Raw genomic sequence first — 22,968 nt, forward strand, 5'->3', positions numbered from 1 at the left:
TCAATCAGTCAATTATTCGCATATATGCGGTATCTTCAACACTTCTCATCGTACCCATAACTCTTGTAGCTTCTTCATGATGGCTTCGATCATCAAATGATTTGAGAAGTAATTTACCAAAAAATTCTTGAGTTTTCGTTCTATACAAATAGTACCTTGTTTCGTTCTCTGCTCCTTCTGATAATTCAGCGTCTTCTGCCAATTCCAGCCAAGAATTTGCAAATTCCTTCATAATTATTTCAGCATCTTCACTATATAATTTATATTTATCTTCACTATCCCCGACCCGCTCCATCAAATATTCAATAATACCATCGAGATGGCTTTCATCATTCAAAATGTTTATAGGTGTTTTATCGCCGGAAAGTTCTTCAACACTATTGCGTAACATTGCAACAATTACTCCTGCAACAGCCTTCTTCAATGCAGGAACAGAAAATGGTGTGACACTGCTCGCTTCAACAAACCGGTAGAGACTCTGATGATAAGATTGAAATGTTTCATAATGCGATCTATCTCTGCTCCGGGAAGAATTATATAATGTGCACACTAAACCGAGTGAACTACGACCTACACGACTTGTAGCTTGGATGTATTCAGAAGTCAGCTTAGGCTGCCCCACTACGAACATGGCATTGAGTCTACTGATATCTACTCCGACTGAAAGCATATTGGTTGCAATAAGAGTATCAATAGGATATATTTTTTTCTCTTTTTCATTTGCAGTGTGTTTAACTTCCAATTTTTTTAGAATTTCTGGAATTTCAACTCCTGACTTTCTCGAAGTAAGCTCTACACTCGTATTGTCCCAAATCTTACGTTTCTTCGTATTATTTCTACGATTCAGCTGATTAATGTATTCTTTTATATCGTCTCGAATCAAGCCTGATGCTTTTCCTAATTCCCTAATACTGTTGAAATACCCAGTAACAGTCCAGAATAATTCTTCCTCGTCAGGTTCTAGACCAAGCTCTGTAATAACTTGCAACATAGCGGATACTAATCTAATTTCAGTTGTAACTTGTGACTTTCCTGTAGACATGATACCCAGATAAGCTCTGCCTGGTTCAGTAGCATTTTCTTTTACGAAAAAGTTATCTGCGACTTCGATACCATTAGGTGGAAATTGAAATACTTTTCTTCCAAAAATTGACTTAACTTGCTCCTCTGCATTTCTAATTGTAGCCGTTGAAGCAATATATTTTGGAGATACTGTGCCTTCTCCGCTTTTGAAAATATAATCAAATCCTGCTTCATATAGTCCAACAATGCTCCCCAGAGGTCCCGAAATTAAATGCAATTCATCTTGAATAATCAATTCAGGACGGCGGTACTTAGTTAAATCATCTGAACCAAACAGGTGTTGTGTTTCTTCTTTCAGAGGTACTTGCGCAAATTTATCAACAGTTCCAAAAAGCAAAGTCGGACGGACATCGTAGATACTTTCATCGACAACATAAACTGGAAGACCTTTTGAAAATTCACAGTTTCTGTTGTTACATTTCATATTATAATTAGATTTAGACTTTTTAATCGGTGAGTAACCCCATTGTCTTGGAACCTTACGATTTTCTTCACTTGGAATGATACTATGTTCTTCTTTACACCAAGGACATTTCAAAACTTGGAATGTATTTTTTCTTTTTGCCTCTTCAATAGTACGTGCGCTTACCATATCTTCAAAATCCGCCTTAGCCGCCTTCAAATAATTTTGCGTTCCTTCACCAATCCACAGTCCTATCGTTATCTCGGTATCACCCAAGCCACTCACACGTCTTCTGATGAATTCCAGTGAGCAAATTAGCTGCGAAGCTCTCTCAAACTGTTGGGCCGTCAAAAGTCTCAAAGTATAGCGCATTATTACACTTACACCATCTGAATTACTGTAATTCATTCTTCGGTAGATGATTACCGCCGCAATCGCGAATAAATAGGCCTCGGTTTTCCCACCGCCGGTACTGACCCAGATCAAATCTAGAATCTCTCGATCATCACTGTTTTCATTTAGAATAGATTCCAAAGAATGCAATACAAAGGCTAACTGGAATGGTCTCCAATTAAAAGCAACATTTTGAAAATCGGATGTCTCAAAACAAGATACTTTTTGCTTAGCGTCATCAATCCTTTGAAGTAACATTGCTTTGTTGGCAAGATTAAAGGCTTCAAAAGCTTTATCATTTTCTTCAAGAAATTTTATGGTTTTCTTCATACGTAAACTGCATTCTTGGCATTTTTTTATGTTTTCCAGAGCATATTTTTGAAATTCTGGGATTAAATTAAAAACAGATTCCTCCAATTTTCGAATCCAATTATCATAGGCCACAACGAAAGAATTTAATTTACTTATTTGAACTTCTTTTTCCATATCAATATAACTATCCGCCCTTAAAATATCCGCAGTCAGTTCAGGAATCTCAAATGATATTGGCAACAGTTCATAACTAGGTAGATAACTCGTCTTAATCTCGCTTACATTTCCATTCACTTCTTTCCAAACAGCAGATACCCCTCGACCATGGGCGTAAGTTTTTTTCTGACGATATAAAAATAAATTCATTGCATCTTCTGGGTCCAGCCGAGCTAAATCAGGAATTTTAATGTCCTCGGATGCAACAAAAGTGATTCCTACTTGAGAAGGTATTTTTATCTCTGTTTGAAAAAAGTGATTTTTTGAAATATTCTTCACTACAAGAGTAATAGCTGCTACAATTTCATTTGCCACTTTCAACTCTTTTATTTTTGAAAATAATTGAACTGAATATTCTTCATCAAATTTAATTTCTTGAGTTCTCACTCCTTCACGCAATTCAAGTAGTACGCTACTTTCAAGTGGTTTACGTTGAAAGCAATTTTTTTTGCCATAAGTGATATTTTTAATTTTATTGACCAAAAATTTGGCATCCACATCTAAATTTTCACTCTTATACATTTCCTTAGATAGATCATTAACTATCCTATCAGTCTCTTCGTTATAGCTTTTTAAACGAATTCTTTTCCCCTCTGAGTCTATTTCAAAAAGTTGGTCAACCTTTTCTACTTTTGATTCAAGTAAATAATACTGCAACGTCTCTAAATTTTTTGTTGTTGTTTCAACATAAGGATTTTTAAGGGGGTCATAGCGCGCAGTGGTTACAGAGAGATTCAATTCTTTAATCTTAGCTTTGCAATAAAAAGAGATTCCAATAGATGAAGGTAAAAAACTGTTATCGATTTCAATCGAGTCTTCTTTATCAAATCCATCTTGGGTATCTAAGACAGCATCTTCTAACTCATGTTCACCGATATCATCTTTAAAAGGATATAAAATTCCAGTTGCATAACGTGATTGAGGCTTCTCTGAGATAATCTCTTCAGAGAAATTTGCATTGATTTTCTCAGAACCAGGTCCTAATAATAATGCACTGATTGCTTCGATATATTTATCTCGTACTGCTTTTTGTTTTCCTTTATCTTCCTGAATACTCAACTGTATCCCTCCCAATGATTCTATTTGTAAAGTTTCTAGGAATTGCTTTCAAAGAAACTTGATTAATTTGAGTAACTTTATCTGTTACATATCCTGTAACAGTCGGCTCTAAAATTACATCCTCTAGATGTTTTCCATCAATACTCATGATAAAACGATCTCTAGTCCCTGTTAATCTTCGCTTTACATTTTCACTAGCAATAGCATACTGCTCATAATTATTAGCGATATCAACATTACTAATCATCAAACCAATAAATTTTATAAATTCTCGGTTTTGCGGAACTATTTGAATAGTTTCAAAAGAAGACCATCTTTTATAAAAATGAAGTGATTTTTCTTGAAACCCTAACTTTTCAAGTTTAATTTTCAACTGTTTTGTGTTCAAATTGTTTTCATTTATAAATGTTATAAATTCACGCTTCCATACATAATCATAATATTCAAATATATCTATATCATTATAACGATTCATTTCTCGGTTGACTTCATCAATTTTTTTCAATCTTTGACGATAAAATTCATCCGAGTAAGGTATAAAAATTTCTAGTACTTCTTGATTGATCCTAATTTCCGAAGAGGTAATTCTTTTAATTTCCCCATTTTTTTCTAGTATAAATAATTTTCCATAGTTTGTAGTCATTATGGTATTTCCCGATTGCAAATTTATCTGTAACGAAACATCTCCAACAGTATTATCATAATCTCCATGATAGATTTCAGCCGTAGATGTACTTTGATTTATATCATCCTTTTCTATAATGTCCAAAGCATCATATTCTTCAAAATTAACTTCTGGGATAACCTTTAGTTTTCTTTGAGACAGGTACTTATTAATTGAATGTAGGTATGCTGATGATTCTACGTCCTGTCTAAAAAAATCAATTTCATATAATTTTTCCAATATCTTCTTTTCTCTATTTAAAGAAAATGGTAAATATTTTTCCTGTAGTCTAGGAATAATAATCTCAACTTGCTTACAACAATAACTAGAAAGCCATTTTTTTCTATCAGATGCATATGGCGATAATAGTATTATTTGATCAAATTGATCATATAAGTCTTCTGTAATTACGGCTTTATAGGAAATCACAGTCAATTGTTTTTCATTTCGATATAGTTCAGAAATTTCTGATACCATTTGATTCATAACGATTATTGCACATTTTAAATTTTTATGTCTAACTTGTTCAATTTTTTTCTTAACTTGGTATCCAAATCGATTTTCATAAATATCAATTAAAATCTCTGGCAACTCATCAAGATCTGAAATATCTTTTTTTTCAAGATATTCCAGTATATTTATCAACTGATTTTCTAATGTTTTAGATTTTCCTGTTGTCAAGCTATAATTCATTTTCAAAAATATCTTCAACATTTTATCTAAGTATTTTAAATATGGCTCTAATTTAATTTCTGCTAATATTTCGTTTAACCGATTAATAGCTTTTTCGAAATCATGGTTATTTTCAACAAAATGATAACTAAATTGATAATTTTCTGCTATTAAGGGTTCAAGCCAAAAATATTCACCTTCAAGAGAACTAATAAAATCTAATGCTTCCCACTTCATAACCATCGGAATACTTGAATAAATTCTTAGCGGAATTTGATACTCACGACACACATCTTCTAAATTATTCAAGTTAGACATTTGACTTTTTTTAAACCATTTATCTCCAAGAACAAACACTGTTTGTTCTTTCACAACTCCGTCATTATCTTCTAAATAATCAACAACAGCTTGCGGGCTAGAAGAAAATAACACCATAGGTTCTTCTACACTATTCATTTTAGGCAGTGAACCAAATTCCATATCATTTTTTAAATAATTACTGCTACATACTTGATCAAATGTATATTTACCACTTCCAATGCTAACATTTGCTAATAAAAGCTCATCTATATACTTTCTTTCCATCAATATTATAATTGCCTTGTCACTTGCCCAACTAACCTTCTTAATTTTCAAAAAATTAGCAAAATCTTGTCGTGCAGATGGAATTTTTCGTTTTTTTGCTCTTTTAATTATACTTGCTTCATTCTCTAATTTTTCACGAGCTAAGATAAGCTCATATGTATGTTTCTCATGTACAGTTTCAATCCTATATTTTTCAGTGTAACTATCCTTTCCTTTGTACCTATAGATCTGATTCTGAAATTGAATTTCCTGATCTATTTCCAGACTATCCAAATTCAACTTCACATTACTAGTAACATTCTCAGCAACAATCCACATACAAATAGCATAAGCTAGATTCTTATAATAGTTGCCATTTAAATACTGATAATTGTAGGATTGGTTCTCAATATCATTTAAAGCAAAAAAATCAGAAATAATTTTTTTTACATTGTTAGAAATATAACCAAACGGACTATTTAGAAAAACTAATTTTTTTACTAATTCCATAACTAGCACCCCTACCTAGATTTATCTTAAATTATACAACACCTTAAGTTACTTGACTAATATGATCTTTAATGATTCTTACAGTAGCCTATTCATTCCAAACCTGGTATAATACACTCGAGGTGTAAGTATGTTAAATATAATTGATTTATTTTCTGGTGCTGGCGGTCTAACAGAAGGTTTTCGAGATACAAATTTTTTCAATTTAATTGCCCACGTAGAAATAGATTCCTCTGCCAGCAAGACACTTAAGTTAAGAGACGCATTTTATTATCTAAAAGAAAAAAATAATCTTAACCTGTATTATGATTATATAACTGGAAAAATTTCCTCTGACATCTTTTTTTCAAAGATTCCTGAACAGGTGGTATCCAAGATTATCAATATTGGTATCGGAGAAGATACAATTGAAAATATTTTTTCTATCATAGATGTTAATAAGGGTTCTAAAAAAATTAATGGGGTTATTGGTGGACCCCCTTGTCAAGCTTATTCTACTATTGGTCGTTCTCAAAATAAAAAAATCAAAGAACAAGATGAGCGCATCTATTTATATAAGTATTATATTAAGTTTTTAGAACGTTACGACCCAGATTTTTTTATTTTTGAAAATGTAAAAGGTCTATTGTCTTTTAAAGATCTAGATGGGCAAAAACTTTTGGATAAAATTATCAATGAATTTTCTAATATCAATGGAATTGACCACTATAAGATTGAAAAAAAGATGATCAATTGCTCCGACTATGGTGTTCCTCAAACACGTGAAAGGCTTTTTATTTTCGGTCAAAAGAAAAAAAAGAAAAATGAAGATTTCTTCAACTGGATTGAGAAGTACAAGGAAACTCCTCCGATAGTTAATCAACTATTTCAAGATTTACCTTTAATAAATGCGGGACAAATAAACAATGAGTATTCTAATACGCCTGCTGATAGGTTTGTCAAAAAAAATCTTCGTAAAGGTAACGTACCTTTAACACAAAATATTTGCCGCCCAAATAAAGAGAATGATTTAGCTATCTATAGAATCGTCGCTGAAGAAAAGAAAAAGAATAAAAATGTTAAGTATTCCGATTTACCTACTCATCTTATTACGCATAAAAAAACCGATATATTTTTGGATAGGTTTAAGGCTATAAATGGTACAGGCTTCAGCCATACAGTTGTTGCACATATAGCTAAAGATGGACATTATTATATTCATCCAGATGTTAAACAAAATCGCTCAATAACAGTTAGGGAAGCTGCACGAATACAGACATTTCCTGATGATTTCTACTTTGAAGATTCTAGAACTGCAGCTTTTAAACAAATCGGGAATGCAGTTCCTCCTTACTTTTCCGAAGTAGTCAGCAAAGCTATTCGTGAAAATCTATATGGTAAACTTAAAAAGGATTAATAGAACACAAAGTTTTACCTTGAGTTTCCGTTAAAATAATTAGGAACATCTCCATACAAGGTCCCGCTCTAAATAAGCATCCTAAGTGGAGATGTTCCTATTTTAAACAGATGTTTAAACACTTATATAGCAACCTTTCTCTCAATTCACACTGGAACACTTAGTTTATTATCAGAATACAACTTTATTCTTCCAGCGACTAATTAAAAAATCCTTAATTTCACTACATCTTTAATAAATGGCACTAACAATATATTTTTTAGATTTTGTCCTTTAAGTAGTCGATAGACTATTCAACAAAAGTATATGACGCATGTAAATGATATTATTAAATTTAAATCGGCCTTGGTGGTATATGTCGGCTAATCTCTCCAAAAATATTTTCCCTTCTAAATTTTATTGTTCTATTTATATCAGTTAGAATGATTCAATTTTTACTTCTAACTAAATTCATATGTGATATTTCTACTGTCACTTTACTAGTTTTTATAATGTAAATCTCTTGCTTAAAAAACAAACATATGTTCTAATTGATGTACGGGTAAATTTGAAAAAACAAATTGAAAAATCAATTTTTTTATATTATACTTTCCGTATTATAACTTTTAAGGAGATGTTCATAATGCGTGGTGGCTTTCGAGACGGTGCAGGTAGAAAAATTTCTCCACAATCAAAAAAAAAGATTAATAAAAACGTGTATATCGCAAATGACTTACTAAAAAAAATTGAGGATATACATTTTGATGATTGTAATAGCTTTAGTCAAAAATGTGTAAAACTCATAGAAATAGGAATGGATACTATGGAGAATAATACTCAAGAGATAATAGATTCGACATCTAAAGAAGAGAAAACAAATAGAAAAAAATTTGCCCGTTCCAATGATTACAGCCATAATTTGACATTTATTGACCTTTTTGCGGGAATCGGGGGCATCAGACAGGGATTCGAGGACGACCATACTCGCGCTGTATTTAGTTCTGAATGGGATAAATACGCTGCTCAAACTTACGAAGCTAATTTTGGCGAAGTTCCATTTGGGGATATTACAAAAATAAATGAAGATGATATTCCTAATCATGATGTCTTATTGGCCGGTTTCCCCTGCCAACCATTCAGTCAAATTGGGAAAAGACAAGGATTCGCTCACGAAACACAAGGAACATTGTTTTTTGATGTATTAAGAATTTTAAAAAGAAAACAGCCAAAAATGTTTTTACTTGAAAACGTAAAAGGATTACTGACAAATGATAATGGAAATACATTTCGCATTATACTATCCAATCTTGAGGAACTAGGATATTCAGTGTTTCACAAGGTTTTGAATGCACAAGATTTTGGCTTACCTCAAAGAAGAGAACGTATTGTTATAGTCGGTTTTCACCCAGATTTACAAATTGATAGTTTTGCATTCCCTCACGGAAACTCAGAATTAATTACACCTATTAATTCAATACTAGAACACAATCCTAAGGGATATTCTATTTCCGAACATCTACAAGAAAGTTATCTTTTTAAGAAAGATGATGGCAAACCTCAAATTGTAGATTTTAATAGTACGATTCAAGTCAATACATTAGTAGCTAGCTACCATAAAATACAAAGATTGACTGGTACTTTTGTGAAAGATGGATCTACTGGATTAAGACTATTTAGTGAGCTAGAAGTTAAAAGATTAATGGGTTTCCCAGACGAATTTATTATCCCTGTTTCTCGGACACAAATGTATCGACAATTCGGTAATTCTGTGGCTGTGCCCATGATAAAGGCAGTTGCTGATGCAATGAAAGAAGAACTTTACCTGGCAATGTCCTCACAAAAAAGAAATAAGGCATACGCTTCATTAGTTCTATAACTGGTCCATCCTTAAAATAATGTATATTCATTAAAAAACTCAAACAAAGTATATGTATTCTAATAAATACACACTCTTTGTTTGAGTTTTCTTTTAGAATAATGATAAATTTAATTATTAGTGAACCCTTTGATTTGAATTTTTTTTCCTCTATTACCACTTGGATATGTCCATTTAAACGGAGTATTTAATTGACCTCGTCCTTGATATTTGTTGAGATAATAATCCACAAATTCATCTATAAGCTGGACTTCAAATTTTTGATTGTACAATATCATATCAGCTATTTGATCTTCTTCGGTTATTAGTGGACTTTTTTCTCCAAAAAAGAAAAACTTTACTAATTCTCTACTATAATTTGGAAGTTCTCTTTCAATAATATAAAGTGAATTTATATTTATCTCCCTTAGCTTCTTAACACTCCCGACACTCTCAAATAATAATAAAGCATTTGCAAGTTCTTTATCAATTTGAAGCGCCTCGATAACATCTGACATTTGCCCCTCATGAATAGTAACTTCTTTTTTATTTGTATTTTTTATCGTGATGTTATGTTTTTGTTCCTCATCTAGAGTTTTTACAGTAAATGTTACATCGGTTTTTGGACTACCGGCATTTTTTAACTTGGTATTATACCTTTCAGCTTTTACTTCTTCCACTCGATCCACATTCATTTTTAGCCCGATTTTTTCCATTATAATTTTAAAGCGTCTAAATGATTGAGTCTTATTTGATGCTTTATTTGCTGTATAGTCATTCCACAATAAGCAATTTTTTTTATTATTTAAAGCTTGAACTGTATCATTTTCTGCTAATAGCCCCAGTATATTAGAACGAACATGAACAGAATAGTTTTGCAGTGCATATTCTATAATTAACCATTTTAGTTCATAGACAGTAACTACATCCGTCAAAAAAGAAGTCACTTTTGGATCCTGTGTTCTATCCGAGTAATTTCTTGCAGATTTTAACTCTTTTTCATCAATTGAATCTGGAATAGTTAGATAAATTCTTCCTACAGTATTATCAAGTAATTGAATATTTTGAGCAAACCACTCATTGCCCATAACTCTATCACTTCTAATCGAGCTAGTTGTTTTTATCAGCCATCTTTCAGAGTCAAAATCATTAAAGATGATTTCTTTATCCATATAAAACATTGGTATATGTCCTGGATAACCTACTTTTTCATTCTCAATAACAGTTATATTGATTTGAGGAATAGTCATAATCTCTTCAATCATTTCAGTTACTAATGTCTTTGCATTAACTCCTGACACTGATTTATTCTGATTATCCTCACTAATTGTAAAAGACATGCTTGAATCACTCATTTCTCCGTGTATATTCTATGTTACTGGAAAATTATAAAAATGTACTTGAATTTTATTTTAACATACGATTAAATTTATTTCTTTACCTCTTCAGTATATTTTTGTGTTCTAAAACAAAAAAAGACACTCTCCAAAGATTGGAAAGTGCCTTGAAACGTTGATATATATAAAATCTATTAACGTTTTGAGAATTGTGAAGCTTTACGAGCTTTCTTAAGACCTGGTTTTTTACGTTCAACCATACGTGCATCACGAGTAAGTAAGCCTGCACGTTTAAGAGCTAAACGGAAATCAGGATCTACTTCTAGTAAAGCGCGAGCGATACCATGACGGATTGCGCCAGATTGTCCAGCGTATCCACCACCATTAACGTTTACGAATACATCGTAAGCGCCTTTTGTTTCAGTAACGCCGAAAGGTTGATTGATTACTTCACGCAAGTCAGCGTGTGGAATATATTCAGTAACATCTTTTTTATTTACAGTAACTTGACCAGTTCCTGGTACTAAACGTACACGAGCAACTGCATTTTTACGACGGCCTGTGCCGATATATTGAGCTTGTGCCAATGAAATTCCCTCCTATTAGATTAAGTTAGTGATATCTAAAACTTCTGGTTGTTGAGCTGCATGTGGATGAGTTCCCTCAGCATATACATGCAATTTCATGCCTTGAGCACGACCTAAAGTGTTTTTAGGTAACATACCTTTAACAGAAGTTTCGATTAAACGACGAGAATTTTTAGCACGTAGTTCACCAGCAGTAACAGATTTTAATCCGCCTGGGTGCATTGAGTGACGGTAGTATACTTTATCAGTCGCTTTTTTACCAGTTAATTTAATTTTTTCTGCATTGATTACAATTACAAAATCGCCTGTATCCACATGAGGTGTGAATGTTGGTTTATTTTTACCACGTAGTACAGATGCTACAACTGCTGAAAGACGTCCTAAAGGAACATCAGTTGCATCTACTACGTACCATTTACGTTCTACTTCGCCAGCTTTGGCCATATATGTTGTACGCAAGATTTTTTCCTCCAATTTCATGTTCGAATGTTTGACATACACTTGAGTTTCCGGGGCTCTTGTGGGGCAAACAATACCATTTAATATAATACTTGGTATGTCGCTTAATGTCAACGTTTTTCTACTGAGAAAATGAAAAAAAAGCAAGCTTTCTGAAAAGCTTGCTTTTTTGGCTTAAAATTTAGTTTACTTTTTCATGTGCTGGATCGATATTTGGTGCAAAACCTAATTTTGCTTGAATCATCCAGATTTTTTTCTCAACATCGGTATTAAAACCAGTGAAGATGTCTTCAGTGCTTGCATCGCCTTCTTCAGAAGCAACTTCGATTCCTTCTTGGTATAAGTCAGCTAAATAACGGTAACCTTCTACCAGTTTTTCCATACGTTCTGGAATCGTACGGTCATAAGTACCAATCTCATCTTTAATTCCAGTATGGTCAGCAAATTCTTGTAAAGTAGAATAAGGAGCACCATCTAAAGTAATCAAACGCTCAGAAACCACGTCTAATTGTTCGTTCACTTCATCCATAAATTCGTCCATTAATGGGTGTAAAGTCAAGAATTCAGGACCTCTCATGTACCAGTGTGTTTGGTGAATCACCACTGAGAATTGGCTTAAGTCAGCGACCAATTGATTTAAAATTTCTTTTGTTTTTTCGTATTTCATTACTGTTTCCTCCTTCATTTTTCTATATATTTAGCATAGTACGAAAGGGAAAAAATGTACACTAATAACTGTTATTTGAGAAAGTTTCTCATATTTTTATTCTTCCGATTGACTATTTATTTCTGCAACAGCGGTTTGTAAATCTTCCTCCAATTGCTCTTGACTTGAAACACCGGCAATAAAACTTAAATAGATAGCACCAATGGCATCTTCTTGTCCGCTCAATAAACGCCATTGACCTTTTTCTTGTTTCATTTGTAAAGAAACGGTTGTGGGCTCTTCTTTAATCGGTGTGGTAGGGATTTGTTCTTTTAAGATGGCGATGGTCGTTTCCACCAGCCGCGTCTCCTCTTTTACGAGTTGATTGTCTGCGTCAATGGCAACCAATAACTCAGAAGTAGTTGTTTGGACTAGATCTTCAATCGATATTCCTTGAATTTCATAAACAATATTAGCGATTTGATCTGTTTCACTTACTTGTTTCACCTCATAAGTTGTATCATCCAAGCGTTGCATCAACAATCGATAAATTTCATCGGCTTGTTCTTCCTCAATTTCTTCATTTACTCCAATGATTCCTGTAACAAAATGCTCTTGAAATAATTCTTGTTGCTGTTGGAAAATTTCACCTAACTCTGTACCATTAGCAAAATTTTCTTCAAAAGTTTCAATCTCTTCTTGATAGACTAGACGATTAATAAACAACGGAGCGGCTTCTTCAGCGGGTATCCCTTGATTACAACCTGCAGCAAATAATGCTACAACAAATAGCATGGGTATGAACCATAATTTTTTCATATAGATTTCTCCTTATTTCTTTTTAAGCGGAACTGACATCCTTCCACAAAAAATATCGCATTTACATTCTTTATTAACTTACATCTTTATGTGATATTTTTGTGGCACGCTTCCATTATTCAGAAAAAAAGAAAGATTGTCTAGTTTGACGCTTTTTTGCGTAACTATACTATGAAAAGGAGGAAAATATTATGGTAAATTTTATAATTGGTAGTTTTATAGGTTCTTTCTTGTGTGTCGTTGCCCAACGTGTTCCTGTAAATCGCTCATTTGTTTATGCTCGTTCCGAATGTGATCACTGCCACAAGCAACTACGTTTTTGGGAAATAATTCCGGTTCTCTCTTGTCTTTTTCTACGATTTCGTTGTCGTCGCTGTCGCAAGAAAATCTCGATAACTATTTGGTTGGCTGAAATCATTTATGGCGGATTAATGGTGTTGATTTTCTTACAAACTACAGAAAAAGGGCAGCTATTGAGTTTTATTTGGTTAACTAGTGCATTTTTGCTTTCTTTGACTGACTGGTTTTATGGCATCGTAGAACCAAAAATTTTATATCCCTCTCAATTTCTGATGTGGGGAGCAATGTTTTATTATCAGGAGCCCTTTTACATCTGGTCCTGTGCACTTCTACTCGGTTTGATTCTATGGTTTTCTTTTTATCGTAAAGAGGTATTAGGATTAGGTGATTTGATTCTACTCGCTTTTTGGGTTCCTTGGTTATCGCTACAGCAATTAGGCTTATTACTACTTATTGCTAGTAGTTTGGCGCTCTGTGTTTTTGGCATCTACTATTTATGGAATAAAAAACCGCTAGAACGTCTGCCATTTGTTCCTTTTCTGAGTATAGGTTTAGTCGTATTGTTTTTCTAAACAAAAAAGCAGAGACGTGATTGTCTCTGCTTTTGATTATTTAAAATTTGAAATTACATACGTACAGCAAAACTTGGAGCCCAGTAAGCAACAGATGATACTGTTACGCTTTGTCCTGGTTGAGGTGAGTGGATGTATTGTCCGCCACCTAATGAGATTGCTACGTGAGTTGTTGCTCCGCGACCACCCCAGAATAATAAATCTCCAGCTTGTGCTTCAGATACTGAAATAACTGTTCCAGCTGATTCTTGAGGAACTGTCCATCCGCCAATTTCGCGGCCAGTTGCTTGACGATATACATAGCTAGTAAATCCAGAACAGTCAAAACCACTTGGGTTTTTTCCGCCCCATACATATGGAACACCTAAATATTTGTAAGCTTCAGCTACAACTGATGAACCATTACCAGACGGTGCTGGTGGAGTAGTTGCTACAGGTGGTGCTGTTACTGTCGGAGTACTTGGAGTGCTCGGCTCACTTGCAGGACTCTCTGTTGGAGTATTATTACTACTATTATTATTATTTGTATTTGTTGTTGGAGTTGAAGAACTATTTGATGAACCTTGTGAACTTCCACTTCCGCTTGTAGCATTATTATTGTTAGTAGTTGCTGATGCTACTTGGCTTCTTTCTTGTGTAGCTTGTGCTTCCGCTGCTGCTAAAGCTTCTAAACGAGCTTCTTCTGCTTTGCGTTCTTCTTCAGCAATACGAGCTCTTTCAGCTTCTGCGGCTGCTTTACGTTCTTCTAAGTTAGCTTTTTCGCCTTCTTTTGTTGATTGTTGTAAAGCTAAGTCCGCTTTCAAGTAATCTAATTCAGCTTGGCTACCTAGGATAGAACCTTTTTGTTGTTCAAGAACACCTTGGTTTACCATGATCTCTTCTAATTTTTCTTGGTTTTCAGCAGTTTTGTCTACTACTGCTTGTTGGTCTGCTTTTTGTTGAGCAACTAATTCGTTATTTGCATTAACAATAGTTGTCATAGCAGAAACACGATTAATCGCATCAGAAATAGATTCTGCATTTAATACAGCTTCTACAAGGTTTGCATCGCCACCATTTTTTTGTACGTCACGTGCTTGGTTGCGGATTGCTTCTTCACGTTTTTCGATACGTGCTTCTAAATCCTTGATTTCTTGCTCTAATCTTTTTGTGTCAGCTAATAATTCTTCTTGTTTTTCAACTAATTCAGCCGCTTGACGATTAATATCAGCAATTTGGCCTTCTAACTCGTTGATTTGTGTTTGAAGACTAGCTTGTTGGTTTTGTAATTCAGTAATTTCTTTATTTGTTTGTTCAATTTGTTGATCAAAGTCATCTGCAAGGACCACACTTGGAGCTGCTAGAGCAGTGATTGTTAATGAACATGTTAATAATGCTGTAAGTACACGTTTCTTCACTTTGTTTTCCTCCGACAGGTTTTTTATTTAATAGAAACATAAGATTGTTTAAAAAAGTTTAAACTCTTATCGTTAACAATCGAATTGTAACATAATCATATGACATTAAAATAAAGGAATTGTTACAAATATATTTCATTTAAGCAAAAAAAAGAAGTTATTCACGAGGAAATAACTTCTTTAATGGGTAATATAAAATGAAAAAGAGAACAATATTAATAAATAAAGTCGGTGCTAAAAATCGAGTAATGAAAAATACGAATTGAACACCGGTTAATTGAAAGAAATATTGAATCCCTAACGTGACAATTTCAAAACCAGTTATCAGAATAATCATCCCGAAAAAATAAGTAAAAAAATTGCGATAAAGCGTGTCGTAGAGCAGATACATCATCCAAACAACGAGAGGTAAAGTGACTGCATAGATACCTAAAACACCGATATAGTATAAATCAAAGATACTCCCCAAAACTAATGATAAAATAACCATAAAATTTTTGGGCATAGAAGCGGCACTAAATAGCAATAACAATAACAAAAAGTGAACACTCCAGATATAGTCTCCTTGACTCCAGTCTGTAAATATTCTCGTAGAATGTGCATCAATTAACATCAACAAAAAACATGACGTAGCGGTTAAAATTTTGTACAGTTGTTGGTTTCTCATCATCACTCGTCTCCTAGCGTTCGTTCAATGATGGTCACTACTGATAAATCATGAGTATCTGCGTAGGGTTGGATATAAATCTTTTGATCCAAACCAAATTTATCGACTACTGATTCAATCACTGTTCCGATTCGTAAGCCACCTGGAGAATTTCCACCTAAACCAGAAGTTTGAACCACATCATCTGCGGCCACGTTGGTTTGACCAGCAACTTGTTCCACAACAAAGGCTTCACGCTCAACATCGTAGCTCTTCAAGATACCAAAAGCTTCACCACTGTCCGTACTAACACGTACAGGATAGTGATTACTATTTTGATTCGTTGATGTGAGTAACTCAATTTTAGATGACGTAGTATTCACTTCAATAATACGACCAATTAAACCTTGCTTAGCCATCACTGCCATATTGACTTCAATGCCATCTCTTGATCCTTTGTCTACTACTAAAATGTCTTGCCAAGTATCCGGAGAACGTGTAATCACATTAGCTGTAATTTTTTCGTAGTTTTCCAACGTAGCATTTAACTCTAATTCTTCTTTTAAGTTAATTAATTCTCGTTCTTGATTTTTATTCATTTGAACAATTTCGTCATACGTATCTAATTGAGCCTTCAAACGTTCATTTTCTTCGTAAGTAGTAAATAAGTTTCCAATCGATTCTACACCATTTTCCATCCATCGAACGGGTGTGTATAAGACACGATCCACAACAGCCACTGTGTCATTGACCACCGCTTGAACAAAAGATGTTTGTTGTCCAACTGCACGTCTGGCAATGGTTACACTAAGGACTGTTACGGCTATCATAACTAATATTAAAGTAATAATTATATTTTTATTAGGATTAAATTTTTTCACTGAGGGCACCTCTAAAGTTTTAAACTGATAAACTGAATTGTATCATTAATTTCTTATAAACAAAAGGCAAGACACCACTCTTAATGCTTTTTTTGAAATTTAATTTTGCTAGCTAGGATAAAGCACAAAAAGCTCTCTTGTCATGTGCTAAGAAACGTACACAACAAGAAAGCTTTTTTACATTTAATTCTTATCTTTACTCTGAATAACTGCAACAAGCCCTTTAGTAAAAGAGACTTTTGCTTGATCCGTGAGAAATTCATTGCTGGCATAGGATGTCGGTTGTTTGACTTCCTGATTATCTAAGGTATATTTACTTTCCATCAACGTTAAATTAACCACTGGTGTTAAGCAACAATAGGCTAAATAACGCATCCCTGTTTCTTGATAGACTGTGTGTTCCCCAGGTAATAAGAATTGAATCGTATTTTGGTTGTCTTTTATCCAAATTTGCTGACTAAAAGATTGGAAACGAGGTTCTAAGACCATCCATAAATTTGCCAAGAAATGATCTATTCTACCACCAGTAGCGCCAATTAAAGTAATTTCTGCCTCAGGAAAAACTTCTAAAGCAACTGCTAGTCCGAGCTGCGTATCCGTGTCATCTTTTTCTGCTGGCGCTTTGTGGACATCCTTTGCTTGCTGAAATACCTGCTGCTGTTCTTCTTCATTTAGTGAATCAAAATCCCCCACTGCAATATCCAAGGGAAGATTTTTTTCCAATAAGTACAAGCTTCCACGGTCAATGCCGATATAATGATCATAGGTGTCAGAAAGTTTTGGCCAAGTAGAAACGGGTGCTCCTCCAACAAGTAATACTTTCATCTATTTAATCGCTTTTTTCAATAATCGAATTCGTTCTGCAGGTTGTTCTGCATCATAAATATAACTACCCGCTACAAAGACATTTGCCCCAGCTTCTTTACAACGCAAAGCCGTTTCAGGGACTACACCACCATCTACTTGAATATCATAGTGATATCCTTTTCCAGTTTTGATTGTAGCTAACTCACGAATTTTATCTAAGCTTTCTTCGATAAAGGATTGTCCGCCAAAGCCTGGATTGACCGTCATCACTAGGACTTGATCCACCATTGATAAGACGTGCTTAATCGCGTCCACAGGTGTACCAGGGTTAATAACAACTTCCGCTTTCACTCCTTTGGCCTTAATCATTTGAATGGCACGATGAATATGAGGCGTTGCTTCAACATGTACCCCAATAATATCTGAGCCCGCTTCAATAAAATCCGGAATATATTTCTCAGGGTCTACAATCATCAAATGAACATCCAAAGGTAATTTAGTCACTGGTCGAATAGCTTTTACTACATTCGGTCCAAAGGTAATATTGGGCACAAATTGACCATCCATCACATCTACATGGATATAATCTGCTCCATGTTTTTCTACGAATTCAATATCTCTCTGTAAATTAGCAAAGTCTGCACTTAAAATTGACGGTGCGATTTTCATAAGCTTCCTCCTTATTTCTACTAAAGTATTACTATTTCTCATAACGATATTGCCAGCTAGTTTTTTCTACGATAAATCGGTTTTCTTTTTTCAATTTCTTCTAGGAATTGTTGATAATCTTCATAACGAGTCGTGGCAATTTTGCCTTCTTCCACTTGTTTTTTCACTTCACATTGTGGTTCATTGATGTGCATACACTCTCTAAAACGGCAGTCTATAGAAGCTTCGACAAATTCAGGAAATTGCTTGGGTAATTCCCTAGTTTCAATCTCTAAAAAATCAATCGAACTAAATCCTGGAGTGTCTGCGACTAGTCCATCCGCAATTGGAATTAATTCTACATGGCGAGTGGTATGTTTCCCCCGACCTAGAGATTCCGAAATTTCAGCCGTTTCCAAGTCCAACTCTGGCATAATTAGATTTAACAAAGTTGATTTACCTGCACCTGATTGTCCCATAAAGACCGTCAGACGTTCTGGGAAAAGTCGTTCTAATTCACGCAAGGAAGCTTCATCTTCTGTGGCAGGAATCACTGTATAACCAATCTTTTGGTAACAGTTAACAACTTCTTGAATTTTTTCTTTGTCCTCAATTAAATCCGTTTTACTTAGGTAAATAATCGGTTCAATATGCTTATATTCTAACGTCACTAAAAAACGATCCAACAAGTTATAAGAAAAATTCGGTTCCACCATACTTGTCACAATGACACCTTGATCTACATTGGCAACTGCCGGTCTAACCAACTCGTTTTCTCTAGGTAAAACCTCTAATAAATAACCGTCTGTTAAATTACTACTTTCAAAAACGACCTCGTCTCCTACCAAGGGAGTGATTTTTCGATTGCGAAAATTCCCCCGTGCTCTAGTTTGATATAATTCTCCATCTGCTTCTGACTGTACATAGTAAAAGCCACTCAATGCTTTTCTAATTTGTCCTTTCAAAAATTCGCCTCCTCGTCTTTTTGTCTATTGTATCATAGAATGGAAGCGGTGTTGGTGGTTTACGAAAACTTGGTTTCAGTTCTTACCTAACCTACAAAAAAGAGGCGACCTTTTGCGTCACCTCTACAAGTTTTCATTCAGTTAATTTCTGTAAAACCTTTATTTTCTGAAACTCTCTGACAAAAGTTCTGCTAATAATGGCACCAACTGTTCATCCTCTTCAATAACAAAATCGGGCTGAATACTCCCCTCAGGTTGCACACGTCCTCGTCGATTTTGCCAAATCGTTTTCCAACCCGCACGATTGGCACCAACAATATCATTATCAAAAGAATCACCGACATAGTACGTTTCTTCTTTCTCTAACTCCATTTGTTTTTCTGCCAATTCAAAAATTTTTACATCAGGTTTCATTAGTTGAACGGCTCCTGAGATAATCATGTGTTGTTTAGGAATCCATTTTTCTAAATGTAACTGTTGGATTTTTTGCGCTTGGTATTCTCTCGGACCATTGGTAATTACTCCTACAGTCAGTTGGTTTTTCACGCAAAATTCCAAGGCTGCTTCCATTCCAGCTGTCAATTCAATCGTCTGCTGATAACCTCGGTAACTTTTTTGAAAAGCTAGACCTTCACTATCCGTAATTTTATAATCATAATGCTCTAAAGCCTTACGAATCCGATAAATATGCATCGCATCCATACTCATTTCGCCACTTTCTGACAGTTCAAAAACCTCATCACTGTATTTACGGCTTAACTTAAAGACTTCATTTACAGATACATTTTCTAAATAAAAATGCTCTTGAAAAGCTCGACGAAATGGTTCCAATTGATCATATAACGTATCATCCATATCAAATATTACTGCCTTCATCACGTACTCCTTACATATTTATGTTTCTATTATACGGTTGATTCGACTTTCAGGCAATTTTGCATCTATTTTTCTACAATATTTTGAATCGTCGCATATAATTTCACTGGCGAAGAAACCACATAATCAGCAAGACAGTCATCAGGTATAGAATAAGAACGATAATTCACCCAAATCGACTGCCAAGCTACAGATTTTGGTCCTACAACATCGTTCAAATAATCGTCCCCTATATAATAGATGTCCTCTTTAGTGATCCAGGGTAGCTTTTGTTCAAAGAACTCAAAAATCGCTCTTTCTGGTTTAGAAATTCCCACTGTTTCCGAAATAACTATTAGGTCTTCCGGAATCCACTTGTTTAGTTTTAGTTTATCAACCTTTTGTTTTTGTTTATATAAGGTACCATTGGTAATAATTCCCAATTTTTGTTGTCTAACTTTTAAATAATCAAATAGTTCGGTCATCATTGGAAAAAATTGGATATTCGTCTGATACTTTTCAAAATTCAACTGGAAATTTAATGCTGTTTGGTCAGAAATCTTTACATCAAAATCTCTTAAAGCTCTTTGAATTCGATCGACTTGCATCGTTCTTAATTTTTCTAATTCAAAACCAATCGAAAAAGTCTCATCCCCATAAACTTTCATTAATTGATAGAGTTTAACCGTATCTATCTTTTTTCGTGCATCAATCTCTATCTTTTCTACTGCCTTTTCAAATGCTTCTTGCTGATCGTATAAAGTATCATCGATATCAAAAATAAATAGTTTGGTCATATTAAAGTCCTTTCTACTTATAAAAAATACGATAGGTTTCTTGCAAATAGTACTCACTAAGCAATAATTGATACTAGTCTTTTTTATTACAAGGATTGATACAGTTCAATAACTTTTTCAACTGTAAAACCATATTCTTTAATTACCGTTTCTCCTGGTGCGCTGGCACCGAAACGATCGATTCCCATTACTTTTCCTTTAAGACCAACATAACGCTCCCAACCAAAACTTGCGCCCATTTCAATAGCTACTCGTTTTAAAACATCTGAAGGCAAAATAGATTCTTTATAAGCTTCATCTTGAGCATCAAATAGATCAAAACATGGTAGAGAAACGACCGAAACATCTTTTCCTAGTTCGAATAGTTTTTTCTGTGCTCGAATAGCTAGATTTACTTCCGATCCAGTCGCAATTAAAATTCCTTCAGGTTTTGTGCCTTGTGAGTTGGAAAGAATATATCCACCTTTGGCAACACCTTCAGTCGCAGCTGTGGATGTTCCTTCAATCACGGGTAAATTTTGACGACTTAAAACTAAAACAGTCGGTGTTTCTTTGGACTTTATTGCTATTTCCCAAGCTGCAACTGTTTCATTACCATCGGCAGGACGAATGACATGGACATTAGGCATACAGCGTAGACTAGCAAGCTGTTCAACAGGCTCATGGGTTGGTCCATCTTCTCCAACAGCAACTGAATCATGGGTCAGGACATAGGTAACAGGTAATTTTTGCAAAGCACTTAATCGCAAAGCTGCCCTTAAATAATCAACAAAGACAAAGAAAGTTCCGCCGTAGACTCGACTTCCACCATGTAATTGAATTCCATTCATCATTGCAGCCATCGCAAACTCTCTTACACCAAACCAAATATTTCTACCACCATAATTTTCAGCAGAATAATCTGTCTCTGTGGTAATCATTGTATTATTAGAAGCCGATAAATCCGCCGATCCACCCCACAAATAAGGAATTTTTTCTGCTAATGCTTGAATCGTTTCTTTACCAGTTACCCGACTTGCTGCACTCGTTCCTAATGTGTAGGTTGGCAACCCCACTTGCCAATCTTTTGGTAGTTGATGATTGAAAGCAGCTTGATACTCTGCAGCTAATTGAGGGTATTCTTTTTCATACTTAGTAAACAATTCGTGCCAATTAGCTTCAGACGTTGCTCCTTTATCTGTGATTTGTTTTTTGAAATGTTCTCGCACTTCGTCTGATACATCAAAATTTTTAGTATTATCCACGCCGTAAAAAGTCTTCACATTGGCTGAGTCTTCTTTTCCTAGTGGAGCGCCGTGAACTTTAGAAGTTCCTTGACTTGCTGAGCCATAACCAATTACAGTTTTGACTTCAATTAACGTTGGTTGATCAGTTGTTTGCTTCGCCAGTTCGATTGCTTGAGAAATAGCAGTTAAATCATTACCATCTTCTACAAGGAGATGTTGCCAACCATATGCCTCAAAACGTTTTCCGACTTTTTCGGTAAAAGCTTTGCTCGTAGGTCCATCCAATGAAATATCATTGGAATCATATAGAACAATCAATTTTCCTAATTTCAAATGTCCCGCTAATGAGCAGGCTTCTTGAGAAACACCCTCCATTAAGTCACCGTCTCCACATAAAGCATACGTATAATGATCAACTATTGGAAAATTTTCTTGATTGTAGGTCGCAGCTAGATGCGTTTCTGCCATTGCCATACCAACAGCCATAGCAATTCCCTGCCCTAAAGGTCCCGTAGTTGCTTCTACTCCATCGGTATGATTAACTTCAGGATGGCCAGGTGTTAAAGAATCCCATTGTCGAAAATTTTGCAAATCTTCTAATGATAGCTGATAACCGGATAGATGCAACATACTGTATAACAAAGCGGAACCATGTCCTGCTGACAATACAAAACGATCTCGATTATGCCATTTTCTAGAAGTTGTCGGATTAATGTTTAAAAATCTACTCCATAATACATAGGTCATTGGTGCCGCACCCATGGGTAGTCCGGGGTGCCCTGAGTTAGCTGCTTCCACAGCGTCGATACTTAAAGTGCGTATAGTATTAACTGCTTTTTGATCTATTTCTGTAAACATTGTTCTCCCCTTTTCTTTAAAAAGAATAGCTAACCTTGCGATTAGCTATTCTTTATTTTCAA

The 22,968-nt window shown here is 34.6% G+C and carries 19 protein-coding genes; 3 read left to right on the forward strand and 16 right to left on the reverse strand.

All coding sequences use genetic code 11. The annotated features are described in order from the left end of the window. Positions 1-4: 4 nt before the first annotated feature. Together AC4BBX_RS08350 and AC4BBX_RS08355 are read right to left on the reverse strand one after the other, a co-directional pair. Positions 5-3,466 carry a helicase-related protein gene (locus AC4BBX_RS08350; protein ID WP_490453420.1) on the reverse strand — a complete coding sequence of 1,154 codons (3,462 nt, stop codon included), beginning with the start codon at positions 3,464-3,466 and terminating at the stop codon, positions 5-7. Then, entirely contained in the window at positions 3,447-5,876 is a 2,430-nt protein-coding gene (locus tag AC4BBX_RS08355) for a hypothetical protein (RefSeq protein ID WP_490453421.1), read from the reverse strand. The genes AC4BBX_RS08350 and AC4BBX_RS08355 overlap by 20 nt, the downstream gene beginning before the upstream one ends. A gap of 130 nt (positions 5,877-6,006) precedes the next feature. On the opposite strand from AC4BBX_RS08355, the gene AC4BBX_RS08360 reads away from it, so the two are divergent. Beyond that, positions 6,007-7,272, forward strand: coding sequence for a DNA cytosine methyltransferase (locus tag AC4BBX_RS08360; protein ID WP_490453422.1), 1,266 nt, complete (start codon positions 6,007-6,009; stop codon positions 7,270-7,272). A gap of 622 nt (positions 7,273-7,894) precedes the next feature. Next, positions 7,895-9,127 carry a DNA cytosine methyltransferase gene (locus AC4BBX_RS08365; RefSeq protein ID WP_490453423.1) on the forward strand — a complete coding sequence of 411 codons (1,233 nt, stop codon included), beginning with the start codon at positions 7,895-7,897 and terminating at the stop codon, positions 9,125-9,127. A 110-nt stretch (positions 9,128-9,237) separates the two neighbouring features. On the opposite strand, the gene AC4BBX_RS08370 is transcribed toward AC4BBX_RS08365, so the two are convergent. The 5 genes from AC4BBX_RS08370 to AC4BBX_RS08390 all read right to left on the reverse strand — a co-directional run bounded on the left by AC4BBX_RS08370 (position 9,238) and on the right by AC4BBX_RS08390 (position 12,954). Next, complete coding sequence (locus AC4BBX_RS08370) at positions 9,238-10,461, reverse strand: MspI family type II restriction endonuclease (protein WP_490453424.1); 1,224 nt, start codon at positions 10,459-10,461, stop codon at positions 9,238-9,240. A gap of 176 nt (positions 10,462-10,637) precedes the next feature. Next, complete coding sequence (gene rpsI / locus AC4BBX_RS08375; protein ID WP_490453425.1) at positions 10,638-11,030, reverse strand: 30S ribosomal protein S9; 393 nt, start codon at positions 11,028-11,030, stop codon at positions 10,638-10,640. A gap of 15 nt (positions 11,031-11,045) precedes the next feature. After that, positions 11,046-11,492 carry a 50S ribosomal protein L13 gene (gene rplM / locus AC4BBX_RS08380; RefSeq protein WP_490455789.1) on the reverse strand — a complete coding sequence of 149 codons (447 nt, stop codon included), beginning with the start codon at positions 11,490-11,492 and terminating at the stop codon, positions 11,046-11,048. Between the two features lie 178 nt (positions 11,493-11,670). Continuing rightward, positions 11,671-12,156, reverse strand: coding sequence for a Dps family protein (locus AC4BBX_RS08385; protein ID WP_490453426.1), 486 nt, complete (start codon positions 12,154-12,156; stop codon positions 11,671-11,673). 96 nt (positions 12,157-12,252) lie between these two features. Next, positions 12,253-12,954, reverse strand: coding sequence for a DUF5105 domain-containing protein (locus AC4BBX_RS08390; protein ID WP_490453427.1), 702 nt, complete (start codon positions 12,952-12,954; stop codon positions 12,253-12,255). Positions 12,955-13,145: 191 nt separating this feature from the next. Here AC4BBX_RS08390 and AC4BBX_RS08395 point away from each other — a divergent pair, with 191 nt between their 5' ends. Next, entirely contained in the window at positions 13,146-13,826 is a 681-nt protein-coding gene (locus AC4BBX_RS08395) for a prepilin peptidase (protein ID WP_490453428.1), read from the forward strand. A 53-nt stretch (positions 13,827-13,879) separates the two neighbouring features. Here AC4BBX_RS08395 and AC4BBX_RS08400 read toward each other — a convergent pair whose 3' ends face one another. From AC4BBX_RS08400 to tkt, 9 genes are all read right to left on the reverse strand, one after another. After that, entirely contained in the window at positions 13,880-15,223 is a 1,344-nt protein-coding gene (locus tag AC4BBX_RS08400; RefSeq protein WP_490453429.1) for a C40 family peptidase, read from the reverse strand. A 157-nt stretch (positions 15,224-15,380) separates the two neighbouring features. After that, the gene (gene mreD / locus AC4BBX_RS08405) at positions 15,381-15,890 is read right to left on the reverse strand and encodes a rod shape-determining protein MreD (protein WP_490455790.1); all 510 of its coding nucleotides are present in this window, start codon (positions 15,888-15,890) and stop codon (positions 15,381-15,383) included. Positions 15,891-15,892: 2 nt separating this feature from the next. Beyond that, entirely contained in the window at positions 15,893-16,750 is an 858-nt protein-coding gene (gene mreC, locus AC4BBX_RS08410; RefSeq protein WP_490453430.1) for a rod shape-determining protein MreC, read from the reverse strand. Positions 16,751-16,933: 183 nt separating this feature from the next. Beyond that, the gene (locus tag AC4BBX_RS08415) at positions 16,934-17,575 is read right to left on the reverse strand and encodes a thiamine diphosphokinase (RefSeq protein WP_490453431.1); all 642 of its coding nucleotides are present in this window, start codon (positions 17,573-17,575) and stop codon (positions 16,934-16,936) included. Continuing rightward, positions 17,576-18,226 (reverse strand): ribulose-phosphate 3-epimerase, encoded by a 651-nt coding sequence (rpe, locus tag AC4BBX_RS08420; RefSeq protein ID WP_490453432.1) that lies wholly within the window; start codon positions 18,224-18,226, stop codon positions 17,576-17,578. A 56-nt stretch (positions 18,227-18,282) separates the two neighbouring features. After that, on the reverse strand, positions 18,283-19,170 hold the full coding sequence (gene rsgA, locus AC4BBX_RS08425) for a ribosome small subunit-dependent GTPase A (protein ID WP_490453433.1): 888 nt from the start codon (positions 19,168-19,170) through the stop codon (positions 18,283-18,285). Between the two features lie 159 nt (positions 19,171-19,329). After that, complete coding sequence (locus AC4BBX_RS08430; RefSeq protein ID WP_490453434.1) at positions 19,330-20,046, reverse strand: HAD family hydrolase; 717 nt, start codon at positions 20,044-20,046, stop codon at positions 19,330-19,332. A 65-nt stretch (positions 20,047-20,111) separates the two neighbouring features. Beyond that, complete coding sequence (locus tag AC4BBX_RS08435; protein ID WP_490453435.1) at positions 20,112-20,822, reverse strand: HAD family hydrolase; 711 nt, start codon at positions 20,820-20,822, stop codon at positions 20,112-20,114. A gap of 86 nt (positions 20,823-20,908) precedes the next feature. After that, on the reverse strand, positions 20,909-22,906 hold the full coding sequence (gene tkt / locus AC4BBX_RS08440; RefSeq protein ID WP_490453436.1) for a transketolase: 1,998 nt from the start codon (positions 22,904-22,906) through the stop codon (positions 20,909-20,911). Positions 22,907-22,968: the final 62 nt, after the last annotated feature.

Source organism: Enterococcus sp. AMC1157 (assembly GCF_058216555.1).